The 12,704-nt window shown below is 72.5% G+C and carries 8 protein-coding genes; 7 read left to right on the forward strand and 1 reads right to left on the reverse strand.

Features of this window, described 5'->3' with window-relative positions; genetic code table 11:
- The first annotated feature begins 13 nt into the window (after positions 1–13).
- The 4 genes from ACIP89_RS10895 to ACIP89_RS10910 all read left to right on the forward strand — a co-directional run bounded on the left by ACIP89_RS10895 (position 14) and on the right by ACIP89_RS10910 (position 7,766).
- Positions 14–1,735 carry a serine/threonine-protein kinase gene (locus tag ACIP89_RS10895; RefSeq protein WP_402114277.1) on the forward strand — a complete coding sequence of 574 codons (1,722 nt, stop codon included), beginning with the start codon at positions 14–16 and terminating at the stop codon, positions 1,733–1,735.
- 380 nt (positions 1,736–2,115) lie between these two features.
- Entirely contained in the window at positions 2,116–3,744 is a 1,629-nt protein-coding gene (locus tag ACIP89_RS10900) for a succinic semialdehyde dehydrogenase (RefSeq protein ID WP_401928481.1), read from the forward strand.
- Positions 3,745–3,846: 102 nt separating this feature from the next.
- A complete protein-coding gene (locus ACIP89_RS10905; RefSeq protein ID WP_402114279.1) occupies positions 3,847–5,679 on the forward strand; it encodes a GMC family oxidoreductase N-terminal domain-containing protein in 1,833 nt (610 codons plus the stop codon).
- 326 nt (positions 5,680–6,005) lie between these two features.
- Entirely contained in the window at positions 6,006–7,766 is a 1,761-nt protein-coding gene (locus tag ACIP89_RS10910; protein WP_402114281.1) for a peptidase, read from the forward strand.
- A 353-nt stretch (positions 7,767–8,119) separates the two neighbouring features.
- On the opposite strand, the gene ACIP89_RS10915 is transcribed toward ACIP89_RS10910, so the two are convergent.
- The gene (locus ACIP89_RS10915; RefSeq protein WP_401923589.1) at positions 8,120–8,422 is read right to left on the reverse strand and encodes a chorismate mutase; all 303 of its coding nucleotides are present in this window, start codon (positions 8,420–8,422) and stop codon (positions 8,120–8,122) included.
- A 317-nt stretch (positions 8,423–8,739) separates the two neighbouring features.
- On the opposite strand from ACIP89_RS10915, the gene guaA reads away from it, so the two are divergent.
- The 3 genes from guaA to ACIP89_RS10930 all read left to right on the forward strand — a co-directional run bounded on the left by guaA (position 8,740) and on the right by ACIP89_RS10930 (position 12,631).
- Positions 8,740–10,326, forward strand: a complete 1,587-nt coding sequence (guaA, locus tag ACIP89_RS10920; RefSeq protein ID WP_401923592.1) for a glutamine-hydrolyzing GMP synthase — start codon at positions 8,740–8,742, stop codon at positions 10,324–10,326.
- Between the two features lie 143 nt (positions 10,327–10,469).
- Positions 10,470–11,240: a class II aldolase/adducin family protein gene (locus ACIP89_RS10925; protein WP_402114284.1), complete on the forward strand. Its 771-nt coding sequence runs from the start codon at positions 10,470–10,472 to the stop codon at positions 11,238–11,240.
- Positions 11,241–11,365: 125 nt separating this feature from the next.
- Positions 11,366–12,631: a hypothetical protein gene (locus tag ACIP89_RS10930; RefSeq protein WP_401923597.1), complete on the forward strand. Its 1,266-nt coding sequence runs from the start codon at positions 11,366–11,368 to the stop codon at positions 12,629–12,631.
- Positions 12,632–12,704: the final 73 nt, after the last annotated feature.

The raw sequence follows: 12,704 nt of genomic DNA on the forward strand, positions 1-12,704 counted from the left end.
GGGGCAGGGATACGTGGATCGATCACAGGGCACGGATGCGGGACTGTTGCTGGCCGGGCGATACCGGCTCGGTGAAGTCCTCGGGCGCGGCGGCATGGGCAAGGTCTGGAGAGCCCACGACGAGGTGCTGCACCGCACCGTCGCCGTCAAGGAGCTGACCGCCGGGCTGTACGTCGCGGAGGCGGACCGGGTGGTGCTGCACGCCCGTACCCAGAAGGAGGCCCGCGCCGCCGCCCGCATCACGCACCCGGGCGTGGTCACCGTCCACGACGTCATCGAGTACGACAACCGGCCGTGGATCGTCATGCAGTACGTCGACGGCCCCTCACTCGCCGACGCCGCCAAGGAATCCGGGCCGCTGGTGCCGCGCGAGGCCGCCAGGATCGGCCTCCACGTGCTGGGCGCGCTGCGCGCCGCACACGGCGCCGGGGTGCTGCACCGCGATGTGAAGCCGGGCAACGTCCTGCTCGCCCGGGACGGCCGGGTGCTGCTCACCGACTTCGGGATAGCGGCGATAGAGGGCGACTCGACCATCACCAGGACCGGTGAGCTGGTCGGGTCCATCGACTTCCTGGCGCCCGAGCGGGTACGCGGCGGCGATCCCGGCCCCGCGTCCGACCTGTGGTCGCTGGGCGCCACGCTGTTCACCGCGGTGGAGGGCAGCTCGCCGTTCCGGCGCACCTCCCCGATCTCCACCATGCAGGCCGTCGTCGCGGAGGAACCGCCGCCGCCGGTCAGGGCGGGGGCGCTCGGCCCCGTCATCACGGCGCTGCTCCGCAAGGAGCCGGCCGACCGGCCGTCGGCCGCAGAGGCGGAACGGATGCTGCTGGAGGCCATGGAGGGGCGCCAGCCCCGGGCGGCCCAGGAGTTCGTGCCGACGCAGCAGCTGCCGGAGGAGGCCGTGCGCGCGATGGGCCCCGGCGGCACGACGGGCAGCACGGCCCAGCTTCCGCACTCCGGCGGCACGGGGCAGCCGCCGCACCCCGGCGCCACGGCTCAGCCGCACCACCCCGGAGCCGTTCCGCCCGCCGGGCCCGCCCCGGCGGCCCGGCGCGGCCGGGGCCGGTGGCGTACGGCCCTGCTGGTGCTCGCCCTGGCGGCGCTGCTCGGCGTCGGCGCCGGGATCGCCGCGATGAAGTACCGCGACAGCCCGGAGAGCGGCAGCGCGAGCGGCGGCACCGCGGACGCGGGTACCCGGTCCCAGGACCCGGCTCCCCACAAGTCCTCGCCGGACCCCTCCGAGGAGCCGGGCCCGAAGCCGGACCCGACGCTCAAGGGCGTGCCGGCCGGCTGGCACCGGGTCCAGGACCCGGAGGGGTTCAAGCTCCTCGTACCGGACGGCTGGCAGCGCCGGAAGAGCGGCACGAACATCGACTACACCCCGGACAACGGCAAGCGCTACCTCCGGATCAGCATCGACCAGCAGCCCGACTTCGAGACCTCGTACCTGCACATGCAGAACATGGAGCCGGGCCTGCGGAAGCGGCTGCCGCAGTACCGGCTCCTGGCCCTGCGCGCCAACTTCTACCGTGACCACCCCGGATCGCTCTGGGAGTTCACCTGGACCGAGAACAGCGGCGAGCAGCGGCACGCCATCGACCAGATGTACTACGCGGGCGACGAAGGACCGGAGTACGCGCTGTACATGACGGGTCCGGCGGCGGACTGGGACACCACCCAGAAGCAGTTCGACACCATGCTGCGCGGCTGGCGCGCGCCGGGGGACACCGGCTGACCCCGGTATCTTCCGGCTCCTCGGCGGCCGGTACCCGCTCGTCGGACGGCTCGGACCCAGACGGGTGACGGACGTGCCGGGAGTCGCGGATTCCGGGGAAGGGGAAACGGAAGGGCGTCGCCCACGGGCTGGTCCGGGTCGATACGCCCGCCGAGGGGCGGACGGCCAGGAACGGCGAGAAGTTTTTCGACCAGGTGGCCGAGGGCCTGAAGATGCGGTCCTCCTGACCGCTGGCCCGGGAGATAGCCCCTGATCAGCGGTTACGTAGCCAGTGGACACTGGCTCGATCGGCGGGTGCTCGCACAGGGCTCCTGTGGGGACTGTGAAAAGCCGTTACCCACGGGTACCCAAAGCATCCGGCTGGACGTACTCTCGCCCTCATGACGGACTCGCAGGCCTCCACGCCCACCTCCGCCGCCGCTGTCGGCACCAACCCGGTGGCCGCGGCGCCCGCGGGCGTGCGCACGGCCGCCGATGTCGTGACCCCCGAGGTGATCGCCCAGCTGACCCGGGGCGTCGCCGGGTCCGGCCGTACGGCCAACCACACCCCGTTCACCGGGGAGAAGCTGGCCGACCTGCCGGAGTCCACCCCCGAGGACGTGGCCGCCGCCTTCGAGCGGGCCCGCGCCGCCCAGCCCGCCTGGGCGGCGACGCCCGTCCGGGCCAGGGCCGCGGTGCTGCTGCGCTTCCACGACCTCGTGCTCGGCCGCCAGTCGGAGGTCCTCGACCTCATCCAGCTGGAGACCGGCAAGGCGCGACTGCACGCCCACGAGGAGGTGCAGGCCGTCGCCGTCGCCGCCCGGCACTACGGCCGCAAGGCCGGTGCGTACCTGAAGCCGAAGCGGCACACCGGTGTCGTACCGACCCTCACCAAGGTCACCGAGCTGCGTCAGCCGCGCGGAGTCGTCGGCCAGATCGCGCCGTGGAACTACCCCTTCGAGCTGTCCGTCGGTGACGCGCTGCCCGCGTTCGTCTCCGGCAACGCCGTCGTGATGAAGCCCGACACGGAGACCGCGCTGACCGCGCTGTGGGCCCGTGACCTGCTGATCGAGGCCGGGCTGCCCGCCGAGGTGTTCCAGGTCGTGCTCGGTGACGGACCGGTGGTCGGCCCCGAGGTCGTCAAGCACGCCGACTACGTCTCGTTCACCGGCTCCACCCGCACCGGGCGCGAGGTCGCCCAGGGCGCCGCGGCCCGGCTGGTCGGCGTCTCGCTGGAGCTCGGCGGCAAGAACGCCATGCTGGTCCTGAAGGACGCCGACGTGGAGAAGGCCGCCGCGGGCGCCGTCCGGGCCTGCTTCTCCTCCGCCGGCCAGCTCTGCATCTCCATCGAGCGGCTGTACGTGCACGAGTCGGTCGCGGACGACTTCGTGGAGCGGTTCGCCGCCCGGACCCGGGCCATGCGGCTCGGCAACTCCCTCGCCTACGGGGCCGACATGGGCTCGCTGGTCGGTGAGCGCCAGTTGGAGACCGTCAGCCGGCACGTCGCGGAAGCCGTGGAGAAGGGCGCCAGGCTCGTCGCGGGCGGCGTCGCCCGCCCCGACATCGGCCCGCTCTTCTACGAGCCGACCATCCTGGACGGCGTCGAGGCGCCGATGGCCGTCTGCACGGAGGAGACCTTCGGACCGGTCGTCTCCCTCTACCGCTTCAGCGACGAGGACGAGGTCATCGGCCTCGCCAACGCCACCCCGTACGGCCTCAACTCCAGTGTCTGGACCAAGGACGGCAGGCGCGGCCACGCGGTCGCCGCCCGGCTGCGCACCGGCACGGTCAACATCAACGAGGGCTACGCCCCCGCGTACGGCAGCGTGCAGTCCCCGATGGGCGGCATGAAGGAATCCGGTCTCGGCCGCCGGCACGGCTCCGAGGGCATCCTCAAGTACACCGAGGCCCAGACGGTCGCCCAGCAGCGGCTGATCCCGCTCGCCCCGTCCTTCGGGATGGACGACGAGAAGTACGCGGCGTTCATGACCCGCAGCCTGAAGGCGATGAAGGCCTTCCGCCTGCGCTGACCCTGCCGAACCCGCTGACCCCGTTACCTCCGAACCGCAGCGGCATCGCCGCCCCCCCCGCACCACCTCAGCATTTCTGTCCTTTTCGTACGGAGGAGTGCCATGTCCCAGGACAGCCCTGCCCAGAATCAGGCCGGACCCGGCGGTGCGTCCGACGACGACGCCGCGTACGACTACGACGTACTGGTCGTCGGTTCGGGCTTCGGTGGTGCGGTCTCCGCCCTGCGGCTGAGCGAGAAGGGATACCGGGTCGGCGTCCTCGAAGCGGGCCGCCGGTTCACCCCCGCCACCCTGCCCAAGAACTCCTGGGACCTGAAGAACTACCTCTGGGCACCCGCCCTCGGACTCTTCGGCATCCAGCGGGTGCATCTGCTCGGCAAGGTGATGGTGCTGGCCGGCGCGGGGGTCGGCGGCGGCTCGCTGAACTACGCCAACACGCTGTACGTGCCGCCCGCGCCGTTCTTCCAGGACCGCCAGTGGGCGGACATCACCGACTGGCAGGACGAGCTGAAGCCGTACTACGACCAGGCCACCCGGATGCTCGGGGTCCGGCTCAACCCGACCACGACCCCCTCCGACGTCCACCTCAAGGCGGCCGCGGAGGTCATGGGCGTCGGGGACACCTTCCACCTCGCCCCGGTCGGCGTCTTCTTCGGTGACGGCGAGGACGCCGACGGGACGGCGCGGGCCAAGCCCGGCGGAACGGTCGCGGACCCGTACTTCGGCGGCGTGGGCCCCGCCCGCAAGGCCTGCACCGAGTGCGGCGAATGCATGACCGGCTGCCGGCACGGCGCGAAGAACACCCTCAACGAGAACTACCTCCACCTTGCGGAGAAGGCCGGGGCGGTCATCCACCCGATGACCTCCGTCGTCGCGGTCACCGACCACCCGGAGGGCGGCTACCGCGTCATCACCGTGCCCACCGACCGCCGCCGGAAGGCGAAGCCGACGCGGCTGCGGGCCCGCCAGGTGGTCGTGGCGGCGGGAACGTACGGCACCCAGACCCTGCTGCACACGATGAAGGACCGGGGACTGCTGCCCCGCATCTCGGCCCGGCTCGGCGAGCTGACCCGGACCAACTCCGAAGGGCTGGTGGGGGCGCAGACCTCCGACCGGCGCTACCGCAAGAAGCACGGCACCAAGGCCGACTTCACCAGGGGCGTCGCCATCACCTCCTCGATCCACCCCGACGAGAACACCCACATCGAACCGGTCCGCTACGGCAAGGGGTCCAACGCGATGGGCGGGCTGACCATCCTCCAGGTCCCCTACAGCACCCACCGGGTGCTCGGCTGGCTCGGCAGCATGGCCAGGCACCCGGCGCTCGCCATGCGCTCGCTCTCCAACCGGCGCTGGTCGGAGCGGACGATCATCGGGCTCGTCATGCAGTCGCTGGACAACTCCCTGACCGCGTACCGCAAGCCGGGCGGGATAGGAAAGGGCCTGCTGACCGCCCGGCAGGGGCACGGCGCGCCCAACCCGACCCAGATCGCGGAGGCCACCCGCGGCGCGACCCTGCTCGCGGAGGAGATCAACGGCTTCGCGGGCTCCAACATCGGTGAGCTGATGGGCACCCCGCTCACCGCGCACTTCCTCGGCGGCTGCCCGATCGGCGCGAGCGCCGAGGACGGGGTGATCGACGCCTACCACCGGCTGTACGGGCACCCGGGCATCTCGGTGGTCGACGGTTCCGCGGTCTCCGCCAACCTCGGCGTCAACCCGTCGCTGACGATCACCGCGCAGGCGGAACGGGCCATGTCCTTCTGGCCGAACAAGGGGGAGCGGGACCCCCGTCCGGCGCCGGGAGAGGCGTACGAGCGGCTGGCGGCGGTCGAACCGCAGGCGCCGGCCGTCCCGGCGGAGGCGTTCGGCGCGCTGCGGCTGCCGTTCCTGGGGATGCCCGCGATGCCGCCGAAGCAGACCGGCCGGGCCTGAGCCACCGGGAAGGTTCCGTCCGGGCAGACGGCGAGGGGGCGGAGGGGGACAGCAGAAGGGGCTGCACCCCCCTCCGAGTGCAGCCCCTCATGCTCTACCGGTGAAGCCGCGTTACGGATGTGACCGGTGGTTCCGCATGCATGACCTGCAAGGCATCCCGATGGTTGTCCCGAAGCTCACGAAATCCTTATGTGACGTCGGTCACGCCTCGCGATGTGCTCGATCCGTGATCCGGCGCCGCGCAACTATTCCCCCGGGACCTTGGTCGTACCCACGTCGCCGCAATGGTGATCACCCAGCTCCTCACGACCCGGAGAGCCCGCGATATGAGAAGCACGACCCCGAGAGCCGCTCTGCGCAGGGCCGCGGGAGGATTCGCCGCAGCCGGTCTGCTGGCCGCCGGACCCCTCGTCCTGACCGTTCCGGCGCAGGCCGCCGCCCCCGAGTTCACGCTCGGCGGCCCGGCCGGGACCGCGCTGCACCCGTACCCGGCGACGGGCACCCCGCAGAAGGCCTCGCTCGACTTCACGGTCAACAACCCTTCGGAGGACGAGGAGAACGGCGCCTTCGAGGGCGAATACACCGTCCGCTTCGACCTCAGCGGGATCAAGGGCGTCGCGGACGTGGCCTTCGGCAAGGAGGGCGGCGCCGACTGCTCGGTCACCGGTACGAGTGCCGTCTGCCACGACTGGGGCATCTTCCCCGGCCTGAGCACCCTCGCCGCACTCGACGTCACCGCCGCCAAGGGCAGCGAGGCCGGCGACACGGGCGCCATCGAGGTCACCGCGGAGGCGGACGGGGCCACGTTCACCCCGTTCACCGCCCGGATCGGAATCGGCGGCCCCGACCTGTCGATGGAGCGGCTGCCGCTCAGGACGGAGCTGGAGACCGGCGACACCCAGCCGGTGCCCGTCACCTTCGCGAACAACGGCACCCGCGCGGCCGAGGGCGTGCTGCTCACCCTGCGGTACACCCGCGGGATGGAGTTCACCGAGCGGTACCGCAACTGCGAGTACAGCGAGTCCGACGGGGGCATGGGCAGCCCCGGCGCCTGGACCACCGCCCTGTGCTCCTTCGACGGCGCCTACGAGCCCGGCGTCGCCTACACGCTGGCCGAGCCGCCCTCCATCAGGGCCACGGAGCGCGCCTTCTACGACTCCTTCCTCTACCGCATCGAGGAGGGCGGTTCCGCGGCCCTCGCCGCGCAGCGCGCCGGTGCGGAGTACAGCCCCGGAAAGGGCGCCCCGCTGGCGCTGCGCGAGGCCCCGGCTGCCCTCTCGGCCGACCTGGACCCGAGCGACAACCAGCAGGAAGCCGACTTCCGGACCGCCAACACCGCCGACTTCGCGGCGTACGGGGACCGCGCGAAGGGCGCCGCGGGCGACTCGGTCGAGGTGGAGGTCGGATTCCGTAACCGGGGTCCGGCGTGGATCGGCTACCTCCGCTCCGGCGAGGACGTCGCCACCGTAGACGTCACCGTGCCCGAGGGCGCCTCTGTCGTCACCAGGCCCGAGTCCTGCCGGGGCGTGACGGCCGCCGGGGGGTACCGCGAGAACCAGACTGCGGCCCCGCGCTACTTCTGCTCCACCCCGATGTCCGTACGCGAGGACGCCGACTTCGCCCTGCCCTTCGGGCTGAAGATCAACAAGGTGGTCGAGGGGGCCTCGGGCAAGGTCGTGGTCCGCAACCCCTTCCTCCAGGACCCGAAGCTGCGGTTCGACCCCGAGCCCGCCAACAACACCGCCTCGCTGGTCCTGAACGCCAAGGACTCCGGCTCCGGTGACTCCGGCGCCACCACCGGCGACGGCGCCACGGGCTCGGGCGGCCCGTCCTCGACGGGCAGCACCGGGTCCACCGGTACCACAAGCGCCACCGGCTCCACCGGGAGCTCGGGCGACTCCGGCGCCACCACCGGCGACGGCTCGACCGGTTCGGCCGGCCCGTCCTCCTCCGGCAGCACCGGCGCCGGCTCCGGCGGCCTCGCCGCCACCGGTTCCGTCGCCCTGATGACCGGCACCGCGGCCGCGGTCGCCCTGGTCGCGGGCGGAGTCCTCTACACGGTGTCCCGCCGCCGCGCGGCCCGCTGAGCCGAAGCCGGCGGGTGCGGACACGAAGAACGGCCGGCCCCGGGCGTCCCCGGAGCCGGCCGTTCTTTCGAGAGTCCAGCCCCTGGGGCCGGACTCCGCGGGTGACCGGCCTGCTGTCCCCTGCGGACCGGTCACGCACGCCGGTGCGTGGTCCCACGGCGTACCTGCGGTACGCCACACGCCCCGGCGGAGCCACGCGTGGTTTCTTCCACCGCCGCCCCTGGCTGGCACGGACACCGGGACCAACGAAGCCGCGCCGGGGCCGGTCACGCGCCGTACGGGTGAGACCCCGACCGAACTGGGATACGCCCCTACAGCCCCGCGGCGCCAAGGGCCGTCCGGCCCGCTGCGGGTCACACGCGGCCGCGGCACAGCTCCAGCAGCGTCATCGCCAGCGAGGTGCCGGGCCTGCCGAGCGCGTCCCGGTAGTGACCGAGGACCTCCATCTCACGGGAGAGGTTCACCCGGCGGCCCCCGGAGGTCATCCGGGCTTCCTGGATGACCGTGGACACCGCCATCCGTTCCTGGACCAGGCCGATGATCCGGTCGTCCAGCGCGTCGATCCGCGCACGGGCGTCGCCGATCAGGGACGCGGCCTCCTCGGTGTGCGCTCCGGTCGCCTCTGCGGCGGTGCGGGCGGCTGCGGTGCTGCTCATGGTGGGTCTCCCGGGTAGCTGCGGCTCCCCGGAACCGACCGGGCCCGGAACGCCAGAACGCCCCGGGCCTGTCGGCCCGGGGCGCCTGGAACGTTGCTTGTCAGTTGATCAAGCAGCACGACCATGGCAGCCGGCGGGCCGGGTGCCATAGGTAAAGACGAAGGTCGTGTGCTGACGCATGGCAGACAGTATGGACCCGCTCCCGGCCGGAGCCCGCACCGGGCCCGGATGGTGAGACGGGAGCCCGGCGGGGCGATGGTCCACGGCCGGTAGAATCGGAAGAACCGACCCCCTCTCCACCGCCGGAAGGCCGCCCCGTGCCAGCAGCACCCCCCGCCGCCCCCGACACCACCACCGACGTGGTCCTCGTTGTCGACTTCGGCGCCCAGTACGCCCAGCTCATCGCCCGCCGCGTCCGTGAGGCCCGGGTCTACAGCGAGATCGTGCCGTCCACGATGCCGGTGGCCGAGATGCTGGCCAAGAACCCCCGCGCGATCATCCTGTCCGGCGGCCCCTCCTCCGTGTACGCGGAGGGCGCGCCCTCGCTCGACCGCGCGCTGTTCGAGGCCGGGGTCCCCGTCTTCGGCATGTGCTACGGCTTCCAGCTGATGGCCACCACGCTCGGCGGCACCGTCGACGACAACGGCGCCCGCGAGTACGGCCGTACCGCGCTCGCCGTCTCCAAGAGCGGCTCGACCCTCTTCGAGGGCACCCCGGACCAGCAGTCGGTGTGGATGTCGCACGGCGACGCCTGCTCCGCCGCCCCGGAGGGCTTCACCGTCACCGCGTCCACCGACGTCGTGCCGGTCGCCGCCTTCGAGAACGACGAGAAGAAGCTCTACGGCGTCCAGTACCACCCGGAGGTCCTGCACTCCACGCACGGCCAGCAGGTGCTGGAGCACTTCCTGTACCGGGGCGCGGGCATCGAGCCGAACTGGACGACGACCAACGTCGTCGAGGAGCAGATCGCCGCGATCCGCGCCCAGGTCGGCGACAAGCGCGCCATCTGCGGCCTCTCCGGCGGTGTGGACTCCGCGGTCGCCGCGGCTCTCGTGCAGAAGGCCGTCGGCTCCCAGCTGACCTGCGTGTACGTCGACCACGGGCTGATGCGCAAGGGCGAGACGGAGCAGGTCGAGAAGGACTTCGTGGCCGCGACCGGCGCGAAGCTGAAGGTCGTCGACGCGGAGAAGCGCTTCCTGGACGCCCTGGCCGGTGTGTCCGACCCGGAGCAGAAGCGGAAGATCATCGGCCGCGAGTTCATCCGCGTCTTCGAGCAGGCCCAGCTGGAGATCCTCCAGGAGGACGGCCCCGAGGTCGCCTTCCTCGTGCAGGGCACCCTCTACCCGGACGTCGTCGAGTCCGGCGGCGGCACCGGCACCGCCAACATCAAGTCCCACCACAACGTGGGCGGCCTCCCCGACGACATCGAGTTCCAGCTCGTCGAGCCGCTGCGCCAGCTGTTCAAGGACGAGGTCCGGATGGTCGGCCAGGAGCTCGGCCTGCCCGAGGAGATCGTCCAGCGCCAGCCCTTCCCCGGCCCCGGCCTCGGCATCCGCATCGTCGGCGAGGTCACCAAGGAGCGGCTCGACCTGCTCCGCGAGGCCGACGCCATCGCCCGCGAGGAGCTGACCGCGGCCGGCCTGGACCGCGACATCTGGCAGTGCCCGGTGGTCCTGCTCGCGGACGTCCGCAGCGTCGGCGTCCAGGGCGACGGCCGCACCTACGGCCACCCGATCGTGCTGCGCCCGGTCTCCTCCGAGGACGCCATGACGGCGGACTGGTCACGGCTGCCGTACGAGACCCTCGCCAAGATCTCCACCCGCATCACCAACGAGGTGGCCGACGTCAACCGCGTCGTCCTCGACGTGACCAGCAAGCCCCCGGGCACCATCGAGTGGGAGTAGTCCCACCACTCCCTCATGACGGCGCCGCCGTCCGGTCCTCCGGGCGGCGGCACCGTCGTACCTCTGGCCACCTGCGGCGACCGGCGGTAACTTCCGATCCCGTACGTCTGATCCCGTACGCCGGGGAGCCCCGAGGAGCCGCCATGCCAGAGCCGACACCCATACCGGTGGACCAGCTCCACTTCGCGATGCCGCCCGTGCACGCCTCCCTCGGTGAGGAGCGCGCGTACCGCAAGGAACGCCTGGCCGGGGCGCTGCGCCTGTTCGGTGAGTACGGGTACGAGGACGGCGTCTCCGGGCACATCACGGCACGTGACCCGGAGTTCCCCGACTGCTTCTGGGTCAACCCGTTCGGCGCCCCCTTCGAGGGGCTGCGCCCCGAGGAGCTGATCCTGGTCAACGGGGAGGGGCAGGTCGTCGAGGGCCGCCACCACGTCAACCAGGCGGCGTTCGCCGTCCACGCCCAGGTGCACCGGGCCCGCCCCGACGTCGTCGCCGTCGCGCACACCCACTCCGTGCACGGGCGCGCGCTGGCCGCACTGGGGGAGCTCATCGAGCCGATCACCCAGGAGTCCTGCGCCTTCTACGAGGACCACGCCCTCTACGACGCCTACACGGGGGTCGTCGTGGACGAGGACGAGGGGCGACGGATCGCCGCCGCGCTCGGCGGCCGCAAGGCGGTCGTCCTGCGCAACCACGGGCTGCTGACCGTGGGCGACTCGGTGGACGCGGCGGCCTGGTGGTTCCTCACGCTGGAGCGGTCCTGCCAGGTGCAGCTGGCCGCGCGGGCGGCCGGGAAGCCGGTGCTGATCGACCACCGGGACGCGCTCACCACCCGGGAGCAGCTCGGCAGCGACCTGGTCGCCTGGATCAACTACCAGCCGCAGTGGCGGCGCATCGCTCGAACGTTCTGACGAAGCCACCCGCCCGATGCGCCCCGATGCGGGAGCAGCCCGTCCGGTACGGCACAATTCGCAGAAATCACAGCTGAGTTGGATTGACCACAGCTGTACCGGGGCGGGAAAGGGCGGCGTTCTCCGTGGCGTTGGACGAGGCACGACAAGGCACGCACGGCGGTGGCTGTACGTGCGGCGACTGCCCGCACGGAGCGCGCGAGGGGCACCGGCGCGCGGTGGCCGCCTTCCTGGCCAAGCGGGACGGGCTCGCCGCAGGTCAGGGGCTGCCCGCGGCCGTCGCCCAGTCGCCCTCCGCGACCCGGCAGTGGGTCTCCGACGAGCTGACCCAGTCCGCGCGTGCCGTCGCGGACCGGGGCCGGGAGGCGGGCGACGCCTGGCTGCACCGGGTGTGGCAGCGAACCCTGGTCATCGTGTGGGGCGCGGTCGTCGTGCTGGCCCTCGCGGAGACCGCCACCGCGATCGGTGCGGGCTGGAGCCACGCCCGCACGGCGGGCCTGGTCGCCGGACTCGTCACCGCCGGGCTGCTGACCGGGGCCGCCCACGTCCACCGGGGGCGCGGCGGCCTCCTCGCCCCGCTGATCGGTGAGGACAACCGGCTCTCCACCTCCCGGGCGGTCGCCGCGTCCTGGGTGCTGCTCGCGGTCTTCTCCGTACTCGTCCTCGCGCTCCAGCTGGCGGTCGCCTCCGGCCACGCACAGCGCGACGCCCTGATCGAGGGCCTGGACCTGGCGCGCGGCGCCGGGGTGGTGACCGTGCTGGCGCTGGTGTGCGCCATCGCCGTGGTGGTCCGGCGGGTGGTGGGCGTACGGGTGCTGTCCGGACGGCTCCAGAAGCTGCGGGCCGACCGGCCGCGCGCCGCCGACCTGCTCACCGACGACGCGGGCCGCGGCGCCTTCACCGATGTGCAGTACGTGCTGGTGAGCACCGTCGCGGTGCTCTTCGCCGCGGTCCGCCTCGCCCGGCGGCCCGAGCAGCTGCCCGATCTGCCCTGGGGCCTGGCCCTGCTGGTCGCCGTATCGGCGGCGGCGTACTTCGCGGGCAAGTACACGGAGTCCGGCCGGCCCGTGGTGCTGTCGGTCGTCAGGGCCCGGGAGGCGGGCGATCTGGACGCGCCGATCCGTACCGGTGACGACATCGAGATCCGGGGCGCGGGATTCGTGCCGCCCGGTGCGGGGGTCCCGGAGCGGCTGGCCCGGATGGTCGTGCGGATCGGCCCGGTCCACGTCCACGTCCCGCTGGTCCCGGTCCCGGGCGGCTTCGCCAACCCGACCGACACCGTGCTGACCGTGCCGGTGCCGGTGGAGGTGGAGCCGGGGGTGGTCGAGGTACAGGTGGTCACGGCGTCCGGCACCGAGTCGAACCGGGTTGAGATCGACGTGACGGACTGAGCCCCGGGCCCTTGCGGGGCCAGGGGAGCCGGCCACGCGGAAGGCCGTAGGGTCTGGTGACGGGTCGAACGGT

It is taken from the genome of Streptomyces sp. NPDC088730, assembly GCF_044751215.1.
Taxonomy (GTDB): Bacteria; Actinomycetota; Actinomycetes; order Streptomycetales; family Streptomycetaceae; genus Streptomyces.

Bases quoted from the DNA above. Each gene is read 5' to 3' on its own strand.
- ACIP89_RS10915 (WP_401923589.1), bottom strand. From the start codon at position 8,422: ATGAGCAGCACCGCAGCCGCCCGCACCGCCGCAGAGGCGACCGGAGCG.
- ACIP89_RS10905 (WP_402114279.1), top strand. From the start codon at position 3,847: ATGTCCCAGGACAGCCCTGCCCAGAATCAGGCCGGACCCGGCGGTGCG.
- ACIP89_RS10925 (WP_402114284.1), top strand. From the start codon at position 10,470: ATGCCAGAGCCGACACCCATACCGGTGGACCAGCTCCACTTCGCGATG.
- ACIP89_RS10910 (WP_402114281.1), top strand. From the start codon at position 6,006: ATGAGAAGCACGACCCCGAGAGCCGCTCTGCGCAGGGCCGCGGGAGGA.
- ACIP89_RS10900 (WP_401928481.1), top strand. From the start codon at position 2,116: ATGACGGACTCGCAGGCCTCCACGCCCACCTCCGCCGCCGCTGTCGGC.